Origin of the sequence: Methylosinus sp. LW4, from assembly GCF_000379125.1 — a bacterium.
Taxonomy (GTDB): domain Bacteria; phylum Pseudomonadota; class Alphaproteobacteria; order Rhizobiales; family Beijerinckiaceae; genus Methylosinus.
The window spans coordinates 3,782,728-3,804,064 of sequence record NZ_KB900626.1 but is presented as its reverse complement, the minus strand read 5'-3'; the positions used below and the strand labels follow the sequence as shown (position 1 = coordinate 3,804,064).

21 protein-coding genes are annotated in these 21,337 nt (G+C 65.6%); 15 read left to right on the top strand and 6 right to left on the bottom strand.

Annotated features, from left to right (window positions below):
- From METLW4_RS0118940 to METLW4_RS0118930, 3 genes are all read right to left on the bottom strand, one after another.
- Positions 1-429 (bottom strand): DUF3617 domain-containing protein, encoded by a 429-nt coding sequence (locus tag METLW4_RS0118940; RefSeq protein WP_018267811.1) that lies wholly within the window; start codon positions 427-429, stop codon positions 1-3.
- Positions 430-603: 174 nt separating this feature from the next.
- Positions 604-1,095 carry a peptidoglycan-binding protein LysM gene (gene lysM, locus METLW4_RS0118935; protein WP_018267810.1) on the bottom strand — a complete coding sequence of 164 codons (492 nt, stop codon included), beginning with the start codon at positions 1,093-1,095 and terminating at the stop codon, positions 604-606.
- Between the two features lie 84 nt (positions 1,096-1,179).
- Positions 1,180-1,842 (bottom strand): SGNH/GDSL hydrolase family protein, encoded by a 663-nt coding sequence (locus tag METLW4_RS0118930; protein ID WP_018267809.1) that lies wholly within the window; start codon positions 1,840-1,842, stop codon positions 1,180-1,182.
- A gap of 63 nt (positions 1,843-1,905) precedes the next feature.
- On the opposite strand from METLW4_RS0118930, the gene METLW4_RS0118925 reads away from it, so the two are divergent.
- The 4 genes from METLW4_RS0118925 (at position 1,906) to METLW4_RS0118910 (ending at position 6,063) form a co-directional block, all read left to right on the top strand.
- Complete coding sequence (locus METLW4_RS0118925; RefSeq protein ID WP_018267808.1) at positions 1,906-2,400, top strand: DUF2165 family protein; 495 nt, start codon at positions 1,906-1,908, stop codon at positions 2,398-2,400.
- A 125-nt stretch (positions 2,401-2,525) separates the two neighbouring features.
- Positions 2,526-3,797, top strand: coding sequence for a cytochrome-c peroxidase (locus tag METLW4_RS0118920; RefSeq protein ID WP_018267807.1), 1,272 nt, complete (start codon positions 2,526-2,528; stop codon positions 3,795-3,797).
- A gap of 82 nt (positions 3,798-3,879) precedes the next feature.
- Entirely contained in the window at positions 3,880-5,556 is a 1,677-nt protein-coding gene (locus METLW4_RS0118915) for a mucoidy inhibitor MuiA family protein (protein ID WP_018267806.1), read from the top strand.
- Between the two features lie 72 nt (positions 5,557-5,628).
- Positions 5,629-6,063 carry a GlcG/HbpS family heme-binding protein gene (locus METLW4_RS0118910; protein ID WP_018267805.1) on the top strand — a complete coding sequence of 145 codons (435 nt, stop codon included), beginning with the start codon at positions 5,629-5,631 and terminating at the stop codon, positions 6,061-6,063.
- Here the strand turns inward: METLW4_RS0118910 and METLW4_RS25400 are convergent.
- Both METLW4_RS25400 and METLW4_RS0118900 read right to left on the bottom strand, forming a co-directional pair.
- On the bottom strand, positions 6,029-6,658 hold the full coding sequence (locus METLW4_RS25400; protein WP_018267804.1) for a GDSL-type esterase/lipase family protein: 630 nt from the start codon (positions 6,656-6,658) through the stop codon (positions 6,029-6,031). The two genes, METLW4_RS0118910 and METLW4_RS25400, sit on opposite strands and share 35 nt — an antisense overlap.
- Before the next feature lie 162 nt (positions 6,659-6,820).
- The gene (locus tag METLW4_RS0118900) at positions 6,821-7,525 is read right to left on the bottom strand and encodes an RluA family pseudouridine synthase (protein ID WP_026191628.1); all 705 of its coding nucleotides are present in this window, start codon (positions 7,523-7,525) and stop codon (positions 6,821-6,823) included.
- A gap of 140 nt (positions 7,526-7,665) precedes the next feature.
- On the opposite strand from METLW4_RS0118900, the gene METLW4_RS0118895 reads away from it, so the two are divergent.
- A complete protein-coding gene (locus METLW4_RS0118895; RefSeq protein ID WP_018267802.1) occupies positions 7,666-7,848 on the top strand; it encodes a hypothetical protein in 183 nt (60 codons plus the stop codon).
- A 64-nt stretch (positions 7,849-7,912) separates the two neighbouring features.
- Here METLW4_RS0118895 and METLW4_RS25395 read toward each other — a convergent pair whose 3' ends face one another.
- Positions 7,913-9,031 (bottom strand): HupE/UreJ family protein, encoded by a 1,119-nt coding sequence (locus METLW4_RS25395; protein ID WP_043331923.1) that lies wholly within the window; start codon positions 9,029-9,031, stop codon positions 7,913-7,915.
- 171 nt (positions 9,032-9,202) lie between these two features.
- Here METLW4_RS25395 and nikR point away from each other — a divergent pair, with 171 nt between their 5' ends.
- From nikR to METLW4_RS0118830, 10 genes are all read left to right on the top strand, one after another.
- The gene (nikR, locus tag METLW4_RS0118880; RefSeq protein ID WP_018267799.1) at positions 9,203-9,664 is read left to right on the top strand and encodes a nickel-responsive transcriptional regulator NikR; all 462 of its coding nucleotides are present in this window, start codon (positions 9,203-9,205) and stop codon (positions 9,662-9,664) included.
- A gap of 109 nt (positions 9,665-9,773) precedes the next feature.
- Positions 9,774-12,050: a TonB-dependent receptor gene (locus tag METLW4_RS0118875; protein ID WP_018267798.1), complete on the top strand. Its 2,277-nt coding sequence runs from the start codon at positions 9,774-9,776 to the stop codon at positions 12,048-12,050.
- Between the two features lie 159 nt (positions 12,051-12,209).
- Positions 12,210-13,394, top strand: a complete 1,185-nt coding sequence (locus METLW4_RS25390; protein ID WP_018267797.1) for a DUF2235 domain-containing protein — start codon at positions 12,210-12,212, stop codon at positions 13,392-13,394.
- Between the two features lie 362 nt (positions 13,395-13,756).
- Positions 13,757-15,670 carry a DNA primase gene (gene dnaG, locus METLW4_RS0118860; RefSeq protein ID WP_018267795.1) on the top strand — a complete coding sequence of 638 codons (1,914 nt, stop codon included), beginning with the start codon at positions 13,757-13,759 and terminating at the stop codon, positions 15,668-15,670.
- 240 nt (positions 15,671-15,910) lie between these two features.
- The gene (gene rpoD / locus METLW4_RS0118855; protein WP_018267794.1) at positions 15,911-17,917 is read left to right on the top strand and encodes an RNA polymerase sigma factor RpoD; all 2,007 of its coding nucleotides are present in this window, start codon (positions 15,911-15,913) and stop codon (positions 17,915-17,917) included.
- 10 nt (positions 17,918-17,927) lie between these two features.
- Entirely contained in the window at positions 17,928-18,101 is a 174-nt protein-coding gene (locus METLW4_RS26635; RefSeq protein WP_157235250.1) for a DUF4160 domain-containing protein, read from the top strand.
- A gap of 88 nt (positions 18,102-18,189) precedes the next feature.
- Positions 18,190-18,471 (top strand): DUF2442 domain-containing protein, encoded by a 282-nt coding sequence (locus METLW4_RS0118845; protein WP_018267792.1) that lies wholly within the window; start codon positions 18,190-18,192, stop codon positions 18,469-18,471.
- A gap of 42 nt (positions 18,472-18,513) precedes the next feature.
- Positions 18,514-20,298: an Eco57I restriction-modification methylase domain-containing protein gene (locus METLW4_RS0118840; RefSeq protein WP_018267791.1), complete on the top strand. Its 1,785-nt coding sequence runs from the start codon at positions 18,514-18,516 to the stop codon at positions 20,296-20,298.
- A gap of 39 nt (positions 20,299-20,337) precedes the next feature.
- A complete protein-coding gene (locus METLW4_RS0118835) occupies positions 20,338-20,955 on the top strand; it encodes a Uma2 family endonuclease (RefSeq protein WP_018267790.1) in 618 nt (205 codons plus the stop codon).
- Between the two features lie 4 nt (positions 20,956-20,959).
- Entirely contained in the window at positions 20,960-21,331 is a 372-nt protein-coding gene (locus METLW4_RS0118830; RefSeq protein ID WP_018267789.1) for a DUF983 domain-containing protein, read from the top strand.
- Positions 21,332-21,337 lie beyond the last annotated feature (6 nt).

Sequence of the window (21,337 nt, the reverse complement as noted above, 5' to 3'; positions counted from 1 at the left end):
TCACGGCTTCGGGCAGTCGGGCTGCAGAAATTTCGCGTCTATGGTGAAGCCGGAGCGCTCGCGCGTGACGCCGCTCTTTTGCGTGAGCGTCGTCTTCGATTGCGCGCGATACCAGCTCGAGAAATCGCCCGTGAACAGAAGGCTCGTCACCTCGCGCGCGCCGTGGAGATCGCATGAGAAAGTGACGATGACCTCGCCGCCTTGCGCGGATTCGACCGTCGGCTTCGTGCAATTGTCCTGCGGGGCGCCGAGCAGGCCGTCGGCCGCCTCGATGCAGACGTCATGCGACTGCAATCCCACTTCCGGCGATATGGTCTTTATGCGCCAAAGGCCCGCCCGACGCTGCGGGAGATCATCCGCCAAAGCGCTCGCGGCGAACGGCAAGATCGCGGCGATGAGCGTCGCGCGACACGCGGTAGAAAGGTTCAACTCTTCGCCTCGATGACGGATGATCTTTTACGGCGCGGACTATGTGACGCGCGCCTTTGCGAGGCAATTCGTTTTCGATGTCGAGCGCTTTTTCGAGAATAGCTCCCGCGCACGCATCCCTATTTTTCCCGATAGCGTGACGCGGCCTCCCGAAGGAGGCCGCGCGACGGAGACTCAGGCCTGGCCCGCGGCGCCTTGGCCCTTGGGAATGCGCAGCACCTGGCCGGGATAGATCTTGTCGGGATCGGAGAGCAGCGGCCGATTGGCGGCGAAGATCTCTTCGTATTTTCCGCCCTTGCCCTGGCCATATTGCGTCTCGGCGATCTTCCACAGCGTGTCGCCCTGGCGCACCTTGTAGAAGAAGGATTCCGTCTCCTGCTTGCCGACGACGATATTGCTCTCGACCTGCGAGACGCCCTTGGTGTTGCCGACAGCGAGCACGATCTTCTCTGCGTCGCTGGTGGACTCGGCCTTGCCGCCGAGCTTGACCTTGTCGCCCTCGACCGAGATTTCGATCTTGGAGGCGTCGAGGCCTTTCTTCTCGATCTCCTTCTTCAGCTCTTCGGCCGGCGCGGCGGCGTTCTCGGTGGCGCCCTTGGGCGAAGGCGCATTCTTGTCGATCTTGTCGCCGCTCTTCGAGTTGTTCCAGAAATTGAAGAGACCCATTTTCTCGACCTCCTTCGCGCTTTGGCGTGGGCGCGAGCGCCGGTGGAATTGCGCCCGCGCCGCGTTACATAGGGCGCGCCGCGCTCAGGCGAGCCCATCGCGAAGAAGGCGCTCTTTCGCCGCCCGCACCCATAGCTTCGCGGCGAGCGGCGAGAAATGCAGGCCGTCATCGGTCATCTCCGGCCGCCGCGCGCCATTGTGCGAGAGCTGCGGCGCGAGATCGACGACGGCGAGCCCGCGCGCCTCGGCGAGCGCGCGCATCAGCGCATTGATCTCGTCTATGCGCGGCGCCGTCGCCGCATCGGCGACATGGGGCGCGAGCATCAGAACGCCGCGCGCATCCTCCGGCAGGCGGCGCAGCAGCGCGCGAAAATCATTTTCGATCTGCGCGAGCGGCGCCTCGTCGAACAAGAGATCGTTCAAGCCCCCGTCGATGACGAAGCAGCGCGCGCCCATCATGCGCGCCTCGACGATTTGCGCGCCTATATCCTTCAGCGTCGCGCCGCCGAGGCAGAGGCACAGCACGTCGAAAGGACGCAGGCGGAGCGGGCGCCAATCGCATTGCGCCGCGAGGCTGTCGCCGACGATGGCGTAGCGCGGCGGCCGCAGATGCGCGACGCGCCGATGCAGCGCGAGGCGAAAGGCGCGCCGCGCGCCGGCGTCCGAGGCGACGATCAGCGCGCCGAAGAGCAGCAGGAGGATGACGAGAATGAAAAGAATTTGCGCCAATGTCGCGATCATCGTCATCGCCGCCTCGCCCGCGTCATCGGAGGAACATAGATCCGAATCGACTCAGAGGAGGACGCACGAATGATCGCCCGCATCGCCAAGATCCTGCTCACCGCCTGCGCCGGCCTGCTCGGCCTCATCGCCGGGCTCGGCAATATTTTCGATTATGACACGAATTTCGAGGTTCTCCGCCATGTCGTCGCCATGGACACGACCCATGCCGACGCCGCGCTGATGAGCCGCGCCATTGTCTCCGACTCGCTTCAGCGGCGGCTCTATGCCGGGATCATCGCGACGGAGCTCGCCTTCGGCACGCTCTGCCTCTATGGCGCGCTGCGGCTTTTTGGCGCACGAAAGGACGAGCCGGCGCGCTTCGAAAGCGCCAAGCAATGCGCCATCGGCGGGCTCGCGCTCGGCTTCGCGCTCTATTTTTTCGGCTTCATGATCATCGGCGGCGAATGGTTCCAGATGTGGCGTTCCCTTGATTGGAACTTCCAGCAGCCGGCCTTTCGATTCATCGGCTCGCTCGGATTCATCCTGCTCTTCGTCGCGCAGCCGGAGCCCCCGCGCGGCTGAAGCGGCGAGCGCATTGTTTGGAACCGATCCAATCTATGGAGTTTGACGGGATTGGCGCTCCTTCACTAGATTTCGCGCGTCCCGCTCATTCGCAGAGTTCCCTCTCGCGATCGGAGAATCTGACTATGGCGCTCGCCGCTCGATCGCGCCTCTCGACTTTGTCGCGCGCTTTTTTCTTTCTGCTCGCCGCGTCCGCGCCGGCGGCGAGCCTCGAATCGACAACGATCGACGCGCGCGCCGCCGATGAGGCGCATCTCTCGCAGCGCGAGCTGCTGGGAAAACGAATTTTCGAGGACAAGAGCCTCTCGGAGCCCGCCGGCCTCTCCTGCGCCTCCTGCCATGATCCCGCCAAGGCGTTTCAAGGCAATAATGGCTCGCCCATAGCGGCGCTGGCGCGCGGCAGCCGGCCGGACGCGCTCGGAACGCGCAAGACGCCGACGCTCGGCTATGTGTCCTTCAGCCCGCGCTTTCATTTCATGAAGAAGAAGGACGAGGAGACCGGCGAGACCGAGCTGGTTCCCGTCGGCGGCCAATTTTGGGACGGCCGCGCGGACGATCTCGCCGCGCAAGTGGAAGGGCCGCTGCTCAATCCGCGCGAGATGAACAATCCGTCGAAAGCCGCCGTGGTCGAGAAGATAAAATCCGGCGCCTATGCCGATCTCGCGCGGCGCCTCTATGGCGAGAAGATTTTCGAGAGCGACGCGGGTTTCGACAAATTGGCGCATGCGGTCGCCGCCTATGAGAGCAGCGAGCGCTTTCATCCCTTCTCGTCCAAATTCGACGATTTTCTGCGCGGACGCGAGAAATTGACCGCCGAGGAAGCGAAGGGCTTCGCGCTGTTCAAGGACAAGAAGAAGGGCAATTGCATCGCCTGCCATGTCGGCGAGGAGAAATCGCGCCGGCCGCAGGACTGGCTGTTCACCGATTTCAGCTATGACGCGCTGGGCGCGCCGCGCAACGCCGCCATACCGGACAACAAAGACCCGGCATTCGTCGATCTCGGCCTCTGCAAGCGCGAGGGGCTCGCCAAGGTCGCGCCCAAGGGCTACGCCATCGACAGCCTCTGCGGGCAGTTCAAGGCGCCGACCTTGCGCAACATCGCCGTCACCGGCCCCTATCTGCACAATGGCGTCTTCGCCAGCCTGCGCGATGTCGTGGCCTTCTATGCGACGCGCGACACCGATCCTGCGCGCTGGTATCCCAAGAAAGAGGGCGCGACCGCGAAATATGACGATCTGCCGGAGACGTTCCACGACAATGTGAATGTCAAGGAAGTTCCCTATGATCGCAAGCCGGGCGAGACGCCGCGGATCGACGAGAGCGAGATCGACGCCATCGTCGCCTTTCTGCACACGCTGACCGACCGGCCCACGCCCGCGGCGAAGGCGGAGAGATAGCGCGCATAGGGACGAGAGCCGCCGCGAAAAGGACATAAGCCTAGGGCCGGATGCCGCCTTCTTTCCCTCGAGGAGGCGGCCCATGCGGCTTCGCGTGCTTCTGCTCGTTTGCGTGTCTTCGATCGCTCTCACCCCGGCATGGGCGAAGGAGACGATCGTCGAGGCGACATCGACGATCGACGGCGTCATCGTCCATCCCGACGCCGCCACAGTGACGCGCAGAGCGGCGATCGATCTGCCCGCCGGCGCGGCGACAATTCTCCTCAAAAATCTTCCCTTCGCGCTCGACGCCGATTCGCTGCGCGTCTCCGGCGAGGCGAATGGGCGCGTGACGATCGGCGCCGTCGAGGCGCGGCTCGCGCCGGCGGAGACGCAGGCCCCGGACACGGCGATCGAGGCGAAGCTGAAGCAATTGCGCGCCGCGCGCGAGAGCCTGCAAGTGACGCAGGACGCGCTCGCCGCCAAGCAGGCGATGATCGCGCGCTATTCGCAGGCCGGACCGGAAAAGCTCGGCCCCGAGACGCGGCCGCTCGCCATCGGCGAATGGAACGCGGCCTTCGACGCCATCGCCTCCGCATTGACCAGAACCGGCGAGGAATTGCGCGGCGCCCGCGTCAAGGCGAAGGAGCTCGACGACGAAATTCACGCGCTGGAGGCGGGAACAGGCGCGCGCGCGACGCGGCGCCCCTCGCGCGAGGTCGCCATAGCGGTCGAATCGGCGAGCGGCGGCAGATTGCAATTGTCGCTCTCCTATCTCGTCTCCGGCGCCTATTGGCGGCCCGCCTATGACGCGCGGCTGGAGACCGGCGGCGCGGCGGGCAAGCCGCAGCTCGAATTCATCCGCCGCGCCGCGGTGACGCAGAACACGGGCGAGGATTGGAACGATGTCGCGCTCTCCGTCTCGACGACGCGCGCGCATCGCGGCGCAGCGGCGCCCGATGTGCAGCCGCAGCGCGTGAGCTTCTACGAGCCGCCGATCGTCTATGCGCCGAAAGCCGCGGCGCCCGCTTCGATGGAGCGGCAGATGCGCAGATCGACGGAAGCGCCGATGGCCGCCGCTGCGGCGCCCGAGCCGGCGCCGGCGGAGCAGCAGACGGCGGCGCTCGAATCCAACGCCTTTCAGGCGAGCTTCAAAATCTCCGGCCGCGTCGGCGCGCCCGGCGACGGAACGACGAAGAGCTTTATCCTCTCCTCGCGCCGCATGACGCCGACGCTCGCCGCGCGCGTCGCGCCGGCGCTCGATCCCACGGCTTTTCTCGAGGCGCGAATCGTCAATGAGGAGGACGCCCCGCTGCTGGCCGGCCCTGTCGCCGTGCAGCGCGACGGAATGCATGTGGGGCAGAGCCGCATCGCTTTCGTCGCGCCGGGAGAGGCGGTGGAGCTCGGCTTCGGCGCCGACGACAAGATCAAGGTCGCGCGCGCGCCGGTCAAGCGCCTCGAGAATGAGCCGAGCTGGTTCGGCCAGACGAAATACGAGACGCGCGACTTCAGGACGACGGTCGAGAATCTGCATGATTTCATCGTTCCGGTGACGGTCGTCGATCAGATTCCGTTTTCGGAGACGACAGCGATCACGGTGGAGACTCTGCCGCAGACGACGGCGCCCACGACGAAGCAGATCGCCGACAAGCGCGGCGTGATGGGCTGGAGCTTCGACGCCAAGCCGCACGAGACGAAAGAGCTGCGCCTCGCCTATCGCGTGAAATGGCCGGCGGAGCGCGACATTGTGACACAACCGGCGCCGATCGCGCCGAGGTGACGGACTTGAAAGAGACTTCGGCGTAGCCATTTGTGCAGTGTCGCGGCGCACGCGCGACGAGGAGAGCCCCTGATGCATGTCAATATCGCCGCGGCGGAAGCCGCCATCACCGCCGCCCGCAAGCGCGCCTCCGAGCTCGGCACGAAAATGTGCATCGCCGTCGTCGATTCCGGCGCCGATCTGAAAGCCTTCTATCGCATGGACGACGCCTGGGTCGGCAGCATCGACATTGCGATCAAGAAGGCGAAGACGGCCGTCTTCTTCGGCATGCCGACGGGCGAGATCGGCAAGCTGTCGCAGCCGGGCGGCCCGCTCTTCGGCATAGAGCATTCCAATGACGGGCTCATCACCTTCCCCGGCGGCCTGCCCATCGTCGACGAGGATGGCGTGCTGGTCGGAGCCATAGGCGTCAGCGGCAGCTCGGTGGAGAATGACCACGCCGTCGCGCTCGCCGGCGTCGCCGTCGTCGGCGTCAGCGATCTGCCGGCGCATCCTTGGCGGACGTGAGCGCGCCGTCGAGCCAATCGCGCCACTGCGGCGCCGCGCCGATGAAATCGGCCAGCGCCGCATAGCCGCCGCTATTGGGGTGGGCGCCGTCGCCGGCGGCCGCCTCCTGCAAAAGCACGCCGCAGCGCGCAGCGAAGCCGCGCGTCTCGATATAGGGAATGCGCAGCGCGGCGCAGAGCTTTTCCAATCGCGGGCACAGACCATCGATCCGCGCTGCGCCCGGCAGAAACGGCCCGACCATCAATACGGGCGCGCGCGTCATAGCCTCGCGCAGCATTTGCTCCGCATGGGCCAGCGTCTCCTCGAGCGGAACGCGCGCGCGGCCCGCCTCCTCCTCCACGCAATCATTGGCGCCGAAGGAAAACAGCAGACGCGCGGCGCAATCTTCCGGCAGACGACGCCGCGCCTCCTCGCGCCAGCGCGCGGCGATATCGGCGCTGGTGTCGCGGCGAACGCCGAGATTATAGGCGGTGACGTCCCGCCCCGCCCGGCGCTCCCGCGAGACGAGCCGGCCCACCCAGCCGAGACCATCATCGTCGCCGGTTCCATTGACGAGGCTGTCGCCGAAAAAGCAGATGCGAACCGGCGTGGTCATACGCAACCCCTGGATCGTCCGGCGCGGCCTTCGCCGCCTTCCTTCTCCCCGCTCGCGGGGAGAAGGTGAGGATGAGGGGCCAGGGCATGAGCCACAAACGGAAAACGCCCCGAGCCCCTCACCCCGGCCCTCTCCCCGCTCGCGCGGGGAGAGGGAGAAAGATCATTCCGTCTCCGCGCTCCATCCGCAGAGCGCCAGCGCTTCGCGCATATGCGCGGGCGCCGGGGCGCGCACGACGATGCGCTCCTTGTTCTCGCGCATCGGAATGTCGATCTCGCGCGCGTGAAGATGCAGCGGCGGCGCGCCTTCGCGCTTGCCATGGCCATAGACGGGATCGCCGAGCATGGGCCAGCCCATGGCCTGGCAATGAACGCGCAGCTGATGCGTGCGGCCGGTCTGCGGCCTCAGCTCGAGGAAGGCGAGATCATTGCCCTGCGCGTCGCGGGCGCGGCCCAGCACGCGCCAATCCGTCTGCGCCGGCAGGCCCAGCGGATCGGGGCGCATCCACCAGCCGCGCGTCGAATCGAGCCGGCCGAGCGCCATGTCGATATGGCCCTCCTCCGCGGAAGGCGCGCCTTCGACGATCGCCCAATAGGTCTTTTTGATGCGCCCGTCGTGAAACAGCTTGCCGAGCCGCTCCAGCGCCTTGCGGTGGCGGCCGAGCACGAGGCAGCCGGAGGTGTCGCGATCGAGCCGATGGGCGAGCGCCGGCGCGCGCGGCAGGCCGAAGCGCAGAGCGTCGAAATGGTCCTCCAGATTCTCGCCGCCCTTGGGGCCGCGATGCACGGGCAGGCCGGCGGGCTTGTCGACGACGAGCATCAGCCCGTCCCGATAGAGGAGGCGCGAAACGAGATCATCCGGCGTCATGGGCGTCATCCTAATCGAATCGGCGATTTCGCGTGAGGGCAGGCGGCCCGCCCTTGCCGCCGCGTGGCGCGCGCTAGCTAGAGACATGCGGAGCCAGCCCTTCTTCCGAGGGCCGGCGATAGAGAACAACGGAGAGCACCATGGCCGAAGAAGACCAAGTCGACCGCCTGATGTCGCGGAACGCCTATATATTCGGAGGAGTCGGAGCCGTGCTCGGCGCGATCATGGGCGCCGGCGTCGTCGGCTTTCCCGCCGCGATCGGGACGGTGATCATCGGCGCGCTGCTGGGCGGCATTCTCGGGTCCTTCATCGTCACCAAATGACCCGGCCGAGCGACGCCCATTCGACGGAGCGCGGCTGCTCGAAGCCGCCGCGCTCCCGCCGCGCTCAAGCGGAATGGCCGATATGCGCGAGCACGAAATCCAGCGCGCCGACGCGCTCCAGCAGCCAATAGGCGCCGAGCAGCGCGATGACGGCCGATAGCGCATAGACGAGCTGCGGGCTGCGCTTGCCGCCGGTCTGCTTGTCGATGAGGAGCAGCGCCGGCACGAAGACCAGCACGATCGCCACCTGTCCGAGCTCGACGCCTATGTTGAAGGAGGCGAGCGCCGGCAGCACGGCGTTCGCCGGCACGCCCAGCTCCTTCAGCCCGCTGGCGAAGCCGAAGCCATGAACGAAGCCGAAGAGAAACGTGTCGCGCCAGCGTCCATCGACGCGGCGCGAGACGAAATTCTCGACCGCGACATAGATGATCGACGCGGCGATCGCCGCCTCCACCCATTGCGACGGCAGCGTGACGATATCGAGCGCCGCCAGCGACAGCGTGACCGAATGCGAGACGGTGAAGGCGGTGACGATCTTCACCACCGGCCACACGCGCGTCGCCCAGAGAAGAATGGCGATGAGGAAGGAAATGTGGTCGTAGCCGGTGAGGATGTGCTCGACGCCGGCCTGCACGAATTTCCACATCAGCTGCCACACGGTCTCCAGCGGCTTGGAGAGATCGAGCGGCGCATCGGCTGGATAGAGCATGGTCTCGCCGGCGTTGGCGCCGGTCAGCGTGACGAGATGCTTGCCCTTGGAGCCCGCGGCCGCCAGCAGATTTTTCGCGTCGTAGAAGATCTGGCCCGGAACATTCGCGCAATCGAACTTCAGCTTCACCAGCACGCTATCGACATTGGTCGGGTCCTCGCCCGAATATTCGACACGGCCGGAACAGGCGTGTCCCTCGGCGTCATGCATGGAGACGCGGCGCTGGATGAGCTTGCCGATCTCGATCTCTAGCGCGCCCGGCTGCGAAATATCGACGCCGGCGCGCTCGCTCATCGTGTCACGGAAAATGCGCTCGAGATCGGTCGCCAGAAAGCCGACGTCGACCTGATAGGAATGGTCCTTCTCGGGCGTGATCTTAGCGGTGGAGATATCCGCCGTATGGGCGAAGGCCGGCGCGATCGATGCGAGCAATGCGGCGACGATGATCGGCAGGCATTTCAACGACCAGCTCATTTTCGAAGGACTCCGGGCAAGCCTGACGGGGGCCGCGACAATGCCCGACGCCGCGAAAATGGACAAGACCGCGCCCCGCGGCCGGCGCGCGATTGCGGCGGCGCGCCCGGACGGGTAAAAAACAAAGAGATGCGGCCCAGATTGGACCGCCGCGCGGGGGGAGCGTCCGACATGCAGCGTGTCACCATGACCATCGACGATGATCTCATGGCCGCTCTCGACCAATATATGGAGGCCGGAGGGCATCAGAATCGGTCCGAGGCGGTGCGCGATCTCGTGCGCGCCGGCCTGCTGAAAAAGCCCGAGGCCGACGGCGGCGACCGCCCCTGCATCGGCGCGCTCGTCTATCTCTACGATCACGAGACGCGGCAATTGTCGAAGCGGCTGATGCACGACCATCACAGCCACGCCGATCTCTCCATCGCCGCCCTACATGTGCATGTCGACGCCGAGACCTGCCTCGAGGTGTCGCTGCTGCGCGGCCGCAAATCCGAGGTGGAGCATTTCGCCCGGCATGTGATCGGCGAGCGCGGCGTGCGCTACGGCCAGCTCGTCGTCGCGCCGGCCGAGGCGCATTCGCCGGACGGCTCCGCTCATGCGGCGAGCCATGACCACGGCCACAGCCATGCGTGAGCGACTGTGACGCAAATGCAACGCTGCGGGTAAATCCGTAAGCAGCCGTTGACCGCGGCCCCATTCGTATGATCGAATAAAATAAAAATCATACGAATGGGGAGCTACGATGATCCGCCGCCGGCTTGGAGAAATATCCGCGCTCGCTCTGGCGACGGCGCTGTGGAGCGGGACGGCCTTCGGGCAGGAGGCGCTTCCCGAGATCGAGGTCGGAGCCAATGCGCCGGCCTCCGCCTCGGCCGCGACGCCCAGGCCCGCCGACGGCGTCGCCCAGAAGCCGGATGTGACGATCAACGCCGCCAGCGAGAAGGTGTGGACCGGCCAGCAGGTCAACGCCGTTCCATTCTCGCGGCCCGGCGAGGCGCTGGAGGTGGTGCCCGGCCTCATCATCACCCAGCACAGCGGCGAGGGCAAAGCCAACCAATATATGCTGCGCGGCTTCCAGCTCGATCACGGCACCGATCTCTCGCTGACGCTGGACGGCATGCCGATCAACATGCGCACCCACGGCCACGGCCAGGGCTACGCCGACGCCAACTTCCTTATTCCAGAGCTGCTCTCCTCCATCGTGGCCCGCAAGGGACCCTATTACGCCGACAAGGGCGATTTCTCCTCGGCCGGCGCCGTCGACATGCAATATGTCGACAAGGTCGACCCCGGCCTGATCGCGGCGACGGGCGGCAGCTTCGCCTATGGGCGCCTGCTGAGCATCAAATCCTTCGAGGTGAATGGCGGCAATCTGCTCGCTGCGATCGAGAGCGGCGTCTATAGCGGCCCCTGGACGCGGCCGGACGAGGTGCGCAAGATCAATTCGGTGCTGCGCTGGTCGCGCGGGACGCAGGACGACGGCGTCTCCATCACCGCCATGGCCTACGCCAATCGCTGGTTCTCGACCGACCAGATACCCGAGCGCGCCGTCTATGGCGGGGCGATTCCGCTCTGGGGCAATATCGACCCCACCGACGGCGGCAACGCCTCCCGCTTCAGCCTCTCCGGCCGCTGGAGCCAGACCGAGGGCGCGCATTCGTCGCGGATCGAGGCCTACGCCATTCGCTCGACGCTCAATCTCTATAATAATTTCTCCTATTTCCTCGCGCAGCCGGATATTTCCGACCAGTTCCGCCAGTTCGATCGCCGCACGGTGCTCGGCGTCAACGCGCAGCATTCGGTGAAATATGAATTCGCCGGCTTTCCCATAGAGACGCGCGTCGGGCTGCAGAGCCGCTACGACAATATTCGCGTCGGCCTGCAGGACGCCTATCGTCGCCAACCCTATGACACGATCAGCAATGACCAGGTGGTGGAAGGCAGCGTCGGCCTGTGGACCGACACGACGGTGAGCTGGACTCCCTGGCTACGCACCGTCGCCGGCGTGCGCCTCGATTATTATGGCGCCTCGGTCGGCAATATTCAGGACCCGCTCTCCGCGCCCAAGGATCCGGCGACCGGCCTGCCGATCTGGACCGGCCCGTGGAATTCCGGCAGCAAGACCGCGGCGCTGTCGAGCCCCAAGGCCGGCATTATTCTCGGCCCCTTCGAGAAGACCGAATTCTTCCTCAATTTCGGCGAGGGTTTCCATTCGACCGACGCCCGCGGCACGGTCACCACGCTCAGCCCCGCCGACGGCTCGCAGGTCGCGACCATTCCGCTGCTGGTGAAGTCGCGCGGCGCCGAGATCGGCGCGCGCACCAAGATCATCGACGGGCTCGACTCCTCGGTGAGCTTCTGGTGGCTCGACTTCGACTCCGAGAATCAGTTCGAGGGCGACACGGGCAACACGACCTTCGGCCGTCCGAGCCGGCGCTATGGCGTGGAAATCACCAATCACTACTCGCCGACGCCCTGGCTGCATCTCGAGGGAGATGTGGCGCTCACCCATGCGCGCTTCCGCGGCGTGGACCAGCTGCAGGCGCTCACCTGGGTCGACCTGCTGCAGCCGGGCTCCTTCCAATATGGAACCTATGTCGGCAACGCCGCCGGCAATTTCGTTCCCGAGGCTCCCAGCATCGTCGCCTCGGGCTCGATCGAGGTCGGCGAGAAGACCGGCTGGTTCGGCGCTCTGCGCTATCGCTATTTCGGCACGCGGCCGCTGACAGAGGACGGCGCCTTCAAATCGCCGGCGACCGGCAGCCTCAATCTGCGCGTCGGCTATCGCTTCGACAATGGCTGGGCGATCCAGGCCGATGCGTTCAATGTCACCAATTCGCGCTCGGATCAGATCACCTACGCCTACGGATCGCTGCTCAAGACCGACGCGCTCTATGGTCTCTGCCAGGCGGGAACCGCGCCCGCCAATGTCTGCGCGATCGGCGTGATGGACCGTCATTTCAAGCCGATGGAGCCTGCGGCCGTGCGCGTCACCGTGAGCGGTCCGCTTCCCTTCTGATCGCTGTCGCAAAGGTTTCATACTGCGATCTGGCGCCCTGCGGAAAGCTCGGCTAGGCTGAGCGTTCCGCAGGGCGCAGGCTTTCCCTTCGTCGATGCGATTCCTTTACGCGGCGCGTGATTTTTTCGGCGCGCCGAGCTCTTTGCGAAAGAGACGATTATGACCGCGACCAAGCCCGAGAAGAAAAAGCTCGTCATCTTTTGTGACGGCACATGGAACGAGCCGACCAAGCGCGGCACCAATGTCGTCCGCATGCTCCAAGGCACGGATTTCGCCGACTCCGACGGCAATCCGCAGCTCACCCATTACATCGCCGGCGTCGGCACGCGGAAGGACGAGAAGGTCGTCGGCGGCGCATTCGGCTTCGGCATCTCCGAAAACATAAAGGACGCCTACGCCTTCATCGTCAGCAATTACGAGCCCGGCGACGACATTTATCTCTTCGGCTTCAGCCGCGGCGCCTATACGGCGCGCAGCATCGCCGGGCTCATTCACAATCTCGGCGTGCTGCAGCGCTGGAATCTGCCGCTCGTCTCCCTCGCTTATGACCATTACAAGGACAGGGCCGAGGAGTGGAGCCCAGACGGCGCCTCCGCGCAGACGTTTCGCGACGAGAATTGCCATCCCTATCCGGCCAAGATCAAATTCCTCGGCGTGTGGGACACGGTCGGCGCGCTCGGCGCGCCCTATGGCGAAATTATCGGCCGGCTCATCGACAAATTCTTCCACACGAGCTTTCACGACGTGACGCTGAGCACGAGCGTCGATTCCGCCTATCACGCGCTGGCGGCGGACGAGCGCCGCTGGCCCTTCCGGCCGACGCCGATCGCGCTCACCGACTATCACCGCGAGCGCAATGCGGCGAGCAGCTACCCGCTCTATGCGCAGCGCTGGTTTCCGGGCGTGCACTCCAATGTCGGCGGCGGCTATGAGGAGCACGGCCTCTCCGACTATGCGCTGGTGTGGATGGCCGAGCGCGCCGCGGAGAACGGCCTGAAGCTTTTGAATTTCGCCAATGTGAAGCTCTCCTTCACCCGGCCCTTCGGCCCCAATCCGGCCGAGAAGATTCAGAACAGCCAGACATTCCTCTATCGTCTGGCGACCGTGCTGCTGGTGAAGCTGCCGGCGACGCTCGGCCTGCCCTCCGTCTATCCGCTCGAGGATCAGCGCCTCGCCAAATTTGTGACCTGGAGCGGCGATTATATCCGCCCCATCGATTCCAGCGAGGATTTCGCCCCCGTGCGCGAGAAAGCGGAGATCGACCCCGCCTATCGGCCGAAGCAGCTGGCCGCTCTCCCCGGCGCGAAGGAGCCGGAGGAGGAGAAAGTGCGCGAGCCGGCGTGAGGAGCGCTCGCCGCTTCGGCGGAATGATCGATTTGCCCTGGCGTAGCGCTGGTCGAAGCAATTCGTATATACGATCGCATTCCGTGTCGAACGCGCCGCCGATCCCGTGTGGTTAGCGGGCAAAAGGCCCATTCGGCGCGCGCCGAATGCGCCGACAATGCTACTAGTGGCCTGCGTCATTCGATCCGACGATCGAAAGGCCCCCTCCCTCACCCTCCCCCGCTTCGCGGGAGAGGGAGGCGGCGCCGATTCGCGAGACATGGATGAAGCGCCGACTCTGCCCCCTCTCCCGCGAAGCGGGGGAGGGCTGGGGAGGGGGCGCGAGCAGCTTCGCTCGATCGACGAAGGCCATAACAGACACGATGCGATACCCACCCTCCTTCCTCGATGAAATTCGCGCCCGCGTGCCGGTCTCGGCCGTGGTATCGAAGAAGGTCAAGCTCAAGAAGGAGGGGCGCGAGTGGCGCGGGCTGTCGCCCTTTCAGGCGGAGAAGACGCCCTCCTTCTATGTCAATGACCAGAAGGGCTTCTACAAGGACTTCTCCTCCGGTAAGCATGGGGACGGCTTCACCTTTCTGATGGAGACGGAGGGCCTCACCTTCCCCGAGGCGGTCGAGCGGCTCGCCGGAATGGCCGGCCTGCCCATGCCGGTGGAGACGAAAGAGGCGCAGGAGGCGGAGCAGCGCCGCGGCTCGCTGACCGAGGTGCTGGAATGGGCGGCGCAATTCTTCGAGAAGCAGCTGCGCGGCCCCTCCGGCTCCGAGGCGCGCGCCTATCTCGCCCGCCGCGAGCTGGGTGAAAAGGAGCAGGCGCAATTTCGGCTCGGCTTCGGTCCGAGCGAACGCTATGCGCTGCGCGACCATCTCGCCGGCAAGGGCGCGAGCGTCGAGACGATGATCGAGGCCGGCCTGCTCATCCATGGCGAGGACATCGCCGTCCCCTATGATCGTTTCCGCAATCGGATCATGTTTCCGATCGCGGACCGCTCCGGCCGCGTCATCGCCTTCGGCGGGCGGGCCATGGAGAAGGACGCCAAGGCCAAATACCTCAACTCGCCGGAGACGCCGCTCTTCCACAAGGGCGCGACGCTCTACAATCTGCACAACGCCCGCAAGGCGGCGCATGAGGCGGGAAACATCATCGCCGTCGAGGGCTATGTCGACGTCATCGCCATGACCGCGGCCGGCTTTCCGCAGACGGTGGCGCCGCTGGGCACGGCGCTGACGGCCGAGCAATGCGGCCTGCTGTGGAACCACGCCGAGGAGCCGATTCTCTGCTTCGACGGCGACAAGGCCGGCCGCAACGCCGCCTTTCGGGCGATCGACACAGCTCTACCGCTGATCGGCCCCGGACGCAGCCTGCGCTTCGTGCTGCTGCCGGACGGGCAGGACCCGGACGAGCTTTTGCGCTCCGCCGGCCCTTCCGCCTTGGCCACGGCCGTGGCCGCGGCGCGCCCGCTGGTCGATCTGATATGGGCGCGGGAGACGGAGGGCGTCCCGCTCGACACGCCCGAGCGGCGCGCCGCGCTCGAGCGCCGCCTCGCCGAGCTCGGCCGCGCCATCGCCGACGAGACCTTGCGCCGGCATTATCAGAGAGAATTTTCCGACCGCTGCGATTCGCTGTTCGGCCGCGCGCGCGGCCAATTTCAGCGCCGGCCGGAGGCCCGCCGTCCGGGCGGACAGCAACGCTTCCGCCGCGATCTCGAGCCGACGCGCGGCCCGCTGACCATTGGCGCGGCGCTCGCCAATTCCCCGCTCTATCGCGGCACCACGCCCGCCATCGCGCCGCGCGAGGCGCTCATTTTGCTGATTCTCCTGAATCACCCGGAGCTGCTCGCCGCCCATCTCGAAGCGGTGTCGGCGCTCGATTTCGCCTCGGCGGAGGGCGAGAGGCTACGCGCCGTGCTGGTGCGCACCCTCGCCGACGGGGCCGGCGGGCGTGAAGAATTCGCTCGCGCCGCAGCCGCCGCCGGGCTAGAAGCATTTTGCGAGAAATTGGCGGGAATGGGCGCCCATGCGACGCTGTGGAGCGTGCGCGCCGAGGCGGCCCCGGCCGACGCCGCCGAGAGCCTGCGCCAAGCTCTCGTCTTGCAACATCGCGTGCGCGCATTAGATAAAGAGCTGCGGAAAATCGAGGCGAGGTTGGCGATCGCGCCCAACGAGCAAGATTCCGCGAGATTAAGCGATATTCAGGCGCAATTGAACGCGCTCGATGGAACCGAAGCCGCTCTCGACGGGTTCGGTTCACAATCGGGCCGTTCGGCGAGAAGCCTTTGACCCGCAAGCCGATCGGACGACGAGCAAAAGCTCTACCGATTTGGTTAGGCGAAAGTTAAGCCCTGGCCGCGACTGTGGGCTCGGGCGAATCGGTAGGGTCCTCTGCGGGGTCCGCCGTCTTGTCATGCGGTCGACGCTGTGGTTTTTCGTTAAAATGCGGCGAGCGGAAAAGTGAACGATCCCGGCATGGCGCAGCCTTCGGCTCGGAATGGCGGCGTGGGGTGGGGCTTGGAGCGAAGAATGGCGAAAAAAGACGACGAGAAAGTCGAAAACGAGGGCGCGGTGGCGGTGGAAACCGCCGACGGTCCTCTGCTCGACCTCAACGACGCCGCCGTCAAGCGGATGATCAAGCTCGCCAAGAAGCGCGGCTTCGTCACTTACACCGAGCTGAACGCCGTTCTGCCGTCCGAGGAAGTCTCCTCCGACCAGATCGAGGACGTCTACGCCATGCTGCAGGAGATGGGCATCACCGTCTCCGAGGGCGATGACCCGGACGACGCCGAGGGCGAGGAGCAGCAGGAGGAGGAGGAGGCCGAGGGCGGCGAAGTCGTCGAATCCGCGCGCTCCACCGCCGTCGCGACGCGCACATCCGAGCCCGCCGACCGCACCGACGATCCCGTCCGCATGTATCTGCGCGAGATGGGCTCGGTCGAGCTGCTGTCGCGCGAGGGCGAGATCGCCATCGCCAAGCGCATCGAGGCCGGCCGCGAGGCGATGATCGCCGGGCTCTGCGAGAGCCCGCTGACCTTCCAGGCCATCATCATCTGGCGCGAGGAGCTGGAGGCCGGCAAGGTCCTGCTGCGCGACATCATCGATCTCGAGGCGACCTACGCCGGCCCCGAGGGCAAGAACGCCAAGCCGCCGGTCACGCCGTCCGATCTCGCGCCCGCCACCGCGCCGCGCTCGCCGCCGGCCGCGCTGGGCGAAGCCGGCGCGCCGCCGGAGGAGGCCTTCGAGGAGGAGGACGACCTCGAGAATTCCGTCTCGCTCTCCGCCATGGAGACCGAGCTGAAGCCCAAGGTTCTGGAGACCTTCGCCCGCGTCGCCGATGCGTACAAGAAGCTGCGCCGGCTGCAGGATCAGAATGTCGAGAACAAGCTCAAGAACGAGACTCTGACTCCGGCGCAGGACCGCAAATACAAGCAGCTCAAGAAAGAGATCGTCACCGATGTGAAGTCTCTCTCCTTGAACCAGAACCGTATCGAGGCGCTGGTCGAGCAACTCTACGACATCAACAAGCGCCTCATCGGCTATGAGACCAAGCTGCTGCGTCTCGCCGACGCGCAGGGCGTCGCGCGCGAGGACTTCATCGACAAGTTCCAGGGCTCGGAGCTCGATCCCAAATGGATCATGCGCGTCTCCAAGCTCGGCTCGCGCGGCTGGAAGGAATTCGTCGCCAACGAGAAAGACCGGATCAAGGAGCTGCGCGGCGAAATTCACGCGCTGGCCACCGAGACGGGCCTCGAGATCGCCGAGTTCCGCAAGATCGTCCATATGGTGCAGAAGGGCGAGCGCGAGGCCCGGCAGGCCAAGAAGGAGATGGTCGAGGCCAATCTGCGCCTCGTGATCTCCATCGCCAAGAAATACACCAATCGCGGCCTGCAGTTCCTGGACCTCATCCAGGAAGGCAATATCGGTCTGATGAAGGCGGTCGATAAGTTCGAATATCGCCGCGGCTATAAATTCTCGACCTACGCCACCTGGTGGATTCGTCAGGCGATCACGCGCTCCATCGCGGATCAGGCGCGCACGATCCGCATCCCGGTGCATATGATCGAGACGATCAACAAGATCGTGCGCACCTCGCGCCAGATGCTGCACGAGATCGGCCGCGAGCCGACGCCGGAGGAATTGTCCGAGAAGCTCGCCATGCCGCTGGAGAAAGTGCGCAAGGTGCTGAAGATCGCCAAGGAGCCGATCAGCCTCGAGACGCCGATCGGCGACGAGGAAGATTCGCATCTCGGCGACTTCATCGAGGACAAGAACGCCATTCTGCCGATCGAGGCGGCGATCCAGTCCAACCTCCGCGAGACGACGACCCGCGTGCTGGCCTCGCTCACGCCGCGCGAGGAGCGCGTGCTGCGCATGCGCTTCGGCATCGGCATGAACACCGACCACACGCTCGAGGAAGTCGGCCAGCAGTTCTCGGTGACGCGCGAGCGCATTCGCCAGATCGAGGCGAAGGCGCTGCGCAAGCTGAAGCATCCGAGCCGATCGAGGAAGCTGCGGAGCTTCTTGGACAATTGAGCTATTGGCGATGCCGACGATCGCTTCGTTCTACGGCATCGCCATTCAGATGTTTTTCGACGACCACAACCCACCGCATTTCCATGCGCGCTATGGCCGCGCGAAAGCGCTGGTAAGGATCGCCGATGGAAAGATCGTCTCGGGTGAGTTGCCGCCGACAGCGGCGCGGATCGTCCGAGAATAGGCGCTGGCCAGAAAGCCGGAGCTGGAAGAAAATTGGCGTCGGGGACTGTCTTTTCAGCGCCTCGAGCGCATAGCGGGGCCCGACCACGATGGCTGAATTTCCCATGGTGGATGTGATCAAGCTGAAGCCGCTCGACGGCTTCAGGCTATGGGTGCGATTTACCGACGGGTCCCAGGGCGTCTGTGATTTTACCGCAATGATCACCGAAGACGGCCCAATGATCGAGCCCTTGTGTGAGGCCGCCTATTTCAATCGCGTCTTCGTCGAAATGGGCGCCCCGACCTGGCCCAATGGCTTCGACATCGATCCGATACACCTTTATATGAAAATGAAGGCGGCCGGCCTGCTGGAGCATGTGGCCGCGGCGTGAGCGCACGAATGCCGCCGTCGCTCGTCGATATTTGCTCTCGTCATGGATGAGCCCGTTGCGGCCAATACGCGCAAGCGCCGCGGCGTCGTCTACACGCCTGCTCCCATCGCCCGTTTTCTCGTCGCCCGAACCATTGCGCTGTCGCTCGACGAGCGACGCGCGACGCTCCTCGCGCAGCATGGCGGATGCGAGACGCGTGCCTTTTGGCGCGCATGGCTCGACGCTCTGCGGTCCTTCAAGATCATCGATCCCGCCTGCGGCGATGGCGCGCTTCTCGACGCCGCCTTCGACGAAATGGCGCGACGCTATGAGGAGACTGCGCTCGGCGCGATGATCGCGCTCGATGCGGCGCGCGAAACGGTCGCCAATAATCTCTTCGGCATGGACATAGATGCGCGCGCAGTGGAGGCCGCGCGCCGCGCGCTGTGGAGCCGACGCCAGCAGATCGCCGCGACGAGCGAGCCTGAAGGCTCGCGGTCCGAGGCGGCGACTGACGACAATTTGCGCATCGGCGACAGCCTCATCGACGATAGTGCGACGCGCGGCGGCTTCGATGTCGTCATCGGCAATCCGCCCTATGTGCGGATGGAATATCTCAAAGCGGCGAAACCCTATCTCACGAAACATTACGCCGTCGCCGCAGAGCGCGCCGATCTCTACGCCTATTTCTACGAGAAGGGCGTGCGATTGCTGAGAGAGGGCGGACGGCTGGGCTTCATCTCCTCGTCGAGCTTCTTTCGCACCGGCGCGGGCGAGAGCTTGCGCCGCTTCCTCGCCGAGAATGCGACGGTCGAAAGCGTCGTCGATTTCGGCGATGTGCGCGTCTTCGATGATGTCGTCACCTATCCGGCGATCGTGACGCTGAAGAAGAGCGCAGATCGCGGCGATCTCTCCTTTCTTCTGTTGAAGGATCGCGCGCCGAAGGACCTCGAGGCGGAGTTTGCGGAGAATGCGCGGCCAATGCCGCAGGCGCGGCTCGGCGCCGCCTTCTGGCGCTTCGAAGTGGAGGCGCTGGCGCGACTGCGCGACAAGATCGCGCAGGGCCGTAAGACGCTGCGAGAGACCTATGGCGCGCCGCTCTGGGGGATCAAGACGGGACTCAACGACGCTTTTGTCATCGACGGCGCGACGCGCGACGCGCTCGTCGCCGCCGATCCGCGCAGCGCCGAGATTTTGAAGCCCTATTGTCGCGGGGGAAGCATCGGACGCTGGCGCGCCGCGCGCGAGGACTGGCTCGTCGATGCGCCGAAAGGCGCTTTCGACATCGCCGAATATCCGGCCGTGGCGGCATGGCTCGCGCCGCTGCGCGAGCGGCTGGAGCGTCGCGCCACGCGACAAAAATGGTTCGAGCTGCAACAGGCGCAGCTCGCCTATCGCGCCGGCTTCGCGGCGCCCAAGATCGTGTTTCCAGATATTTCGCAAGGGCCGAAATTCGCGCTCGACGAAAGCGGCGGCCTCATCGACGCGACCTGCTTCTGCCTGCCTTGCGCCGATCTCGCTCTGCTCGCCTTTCTCAATTCGCGGCTCTGCTGGTTCGTGCTGCATGCCGTGTCCAATCCGCTGCGCGGCGGCAAATGGCGGCTGCGGCTGAAGGCGCAATATTTGGAGCCGCTGCCGCTGCCCGACCTCGCCTCCCCAGTCGCGGAACGGCTCGTGGCGCTGGCGCGCGCCAATTGCGTCGCCGCAGCCGAGCCCGACGCGGCCGGGCGCCGCGCCGCCGAGATCGAGGGCCGGGAGAAAGAGATCGATGCGTTGATCTACGATCTCTTCGGCCTGTCGGCGGCGGAGGCGGAATTGCTGGAGGCCTCGCTCGCCGGGCAATATTGAAAGGCGAAATCCCGCCCGGATTGCGCTATATTGCGTTGCATGAACCCGCATCTGCGCCCGATCGGCCTTCCGCTCGAGACTCAGGCCGCCGAGGGACTCCCCCGGCGCTGCTGGAGCGTGGCGGAAATCGAGGAAATGCTCCGCGCCGGCATCATCGATGACGACGAGCGGTTCGAGCTGATCGGCGGGGAGGTCGTGCCGATGTCGCCCAAGGGGGCCAGACACGAATGGGTGAAGATCGCGGTCAATCGTTTCTTGCAGCGCGCGGCTCCGCCGCATTTGGAAGTCGCCCAGGAAACCACGCTGCGCCTCGACGCGCGCACTTTCGTCGAGCCGGATTTCTGCGTTTTTCCGCGCGATCTGCCGCTCGCCGCCCTCGATGGGCCGGCGGTTCTGCTGGCGATCGAGATCGCCGATTCGAGCCTCGCCTATGACAAGGGCCGCAAGATCGGCGTCTATGCGGCGTTCGGCGTGCGCGAGGTCTGGGTCGTCGACGCCGTTCGGGCCGTGACCTTCATCCATCGCCGGCTGGGCGCGGCCGGCTATGGCGAGATCGTCGAGCTCGCCGGCGCCGCGCGCCTCGAGCCCATGCTCGCGCCCGAGCTCGCCTTCAGCCTCGCCGAGCTCGGCGTGACGCCCGGGGCGGAAAAGCAGTGATCCCATGACGCCGATGACGATCGCCCGACCCTCGACGACCACTGCGCTGCTGCGCGGCTTTTTGCGCAAATGCCCGCGCTGCGGGACCGGCGCGCTCTTCGACGGCTATCTGAAACGCGCCGACGCCTGCCCGCATTGCGCGGAGAGCTTCATCGGCGTCGACGCCGACGATGGCCCTGCCTGGCTCACCATCGGCGTCGTCGCCCATATCATCGTTCCGCTGCTGATCTTTCTGGAGACGCGCGCAACGCTGTCCTATGGCGCGGAGGCGGCGCTGGTGCTGTCCGCGACCATCGTCTCGACGCTGCTGCTGCTGCCTCTCTGCAAGGGCTTTTTCATCGCGGCGGTGTGGTCGCTGTCGAAGAAGACGGACTGACCGGCC

What these genes read in the sequence shown, in the direction of transcription:
- lysM (WP_018267810.1), bottom strand. Translation starts at nt 1,095, where the DNA reads ATGGGTCTCTTCAATTTCTGGAACAACTCGAAGAGCGGCGACAAGATC.
- METLW4_RS0118930 (WP_018267809.1), bottom strand. Translation starts at nt 1,842, where the DNA reads ATGACGATGATCGCGACATTGGCGCAAATTCTTTTCATTCTCGTCATC.
- METLW4_RS0118925 (WP_018267808.1), top strand. Translation starts at nt 1,906, where the DNA reads ATGATCGCCCGCATCGCCAAGATCCTGCTCACCGCCTGCGCCGGCCTG.
- METLW4_RS0118920 (WP_018267807.1), top strand. Translation starts at nt 2,526, where the DNA reads ATGGCGCTCGCCGCTCGATCGCGCCTCTCGACTTTGTCGCGCGCTTTT.
- METLW4_RS0118915 (WP_018267806.1), top strand. Translation starts at nt 3,880, where the DNA reads ATGCGGCTTCGCGTGCTTCTGCTCGTTTGCGTGTCTTCGATCGCTCTC.
- METLW4_RS0118910 (WP_018267805.1), top strand. Translation starts at nt 5,629, where the DNA reads ATGCATGTCAATATCGCCGCGGCGGAAGCCGCCATCACCGCCGCCCGC.
- METLW4_RS25400 (WP_018267804.1), bottom strand. Translation starts at nt 6,658, where the DNA reads ATGACCACGCCGGTTCGCATCTGCTTTTTCGGCGACAGCCTCGTCAAT.
- METLW4_RS0118900 (WP_026191628.1), bottom strand. Translation starts at nt 7,525, where the DNA reads ATGACGCCGGATGATCTCGTTTCGCGCCTCCTCTATCGGGACGGGCTG.
- METLW4_RS0118895 (WP_018267802.1), top strand. Translation starts at nt 7,666, where the DNA reads ATGGCCGAAGAAGACCAAGTCGACCGCCTGATGTCGCGGAACGCCTAT.
- METLW4_RS25395 (WP_043331923.1), bottom strand. Translation starts at nt 9,031, where the DNA reads ATGAGCTGGTCGTTGAAATGCCTGCCGATCATCGTCGCCGCATTGCTC.
- nikR (WP_018267799.1), top strand. Translation starts at nt 9,203, where the DNA reads ATGCAGCGTGTCACCATGACCATCGACGATGATCTCATGGCCGCTCTC.
- METLW4_RS0118875 (WP_018267798.1), top strand. Translation starts at nt 9,774, where the DNA reads ATGATCCGCCGCCGGCTTGGAGAAATATCCGCGCTCGCTCTGGCGACG.
- METLW4_RS25390 (WP_018267797.1), top strand. Translation starts at nt 12,210, where the DNA reads ATGACCGCGACCAAGCCCGAGAAGAAAAAGCTCGTCATCTTTTGTGAC.
- dnaG (WP_018267795.1), top strand. Translation starts at nt 13,757, where the DNA reads ATGCGATACCCACCCTCCTTCCTCGATGAAATTCGCGCCCGCGTGCCG.
- rpoD (WP_018267794.1), top strand. Translation starts at nt 15,911, where the DNA reads ATGGCGAAAAAAGACGACGAGAAAGTCGAAAACGAGGGCGCGGTGGCG.
- METLW4_RS26635 (WP_157235250.1), top strand. Translation starts at nt 17,928, where the DNA reads ATGCCGACGATCGCTTCGTTCTACGGCATCGCCATTCAGATGTTTTTC.
- METLW4_RS0118845 (WP_018267792.1), top strand. Translation starts at nt 18,190, where the DNA reads ATGGCTGAATTTCCCATGGTGGATGTGATCAAGCTGAAGCCGCTCGAC.
- METLW4_RS0118840 (WP_018267791.1), top strand. Translation starts at nt 18,514, where the DNA reads ATGGATGAGCCCGTTGCGGCCAATACGCGCAAGCGCCGCGGCGTCGTC.
- METLW4_RS0118835 (WP_018267790.1), top strand. Translation starts at nt 20,338, where the DNA reads ATGAACCCGCATCTGCGCCCGATCGGCCTTCCGCTCGAGACTCAGGCC.
- METLW4_RS0118830 (WP_018267789.1), top strand. Translation starts at nt 20,960, where the DNA reads ATGACGCCGATGACGATCGCCCGACCCTCGACGACCACTGCGCTGCTG.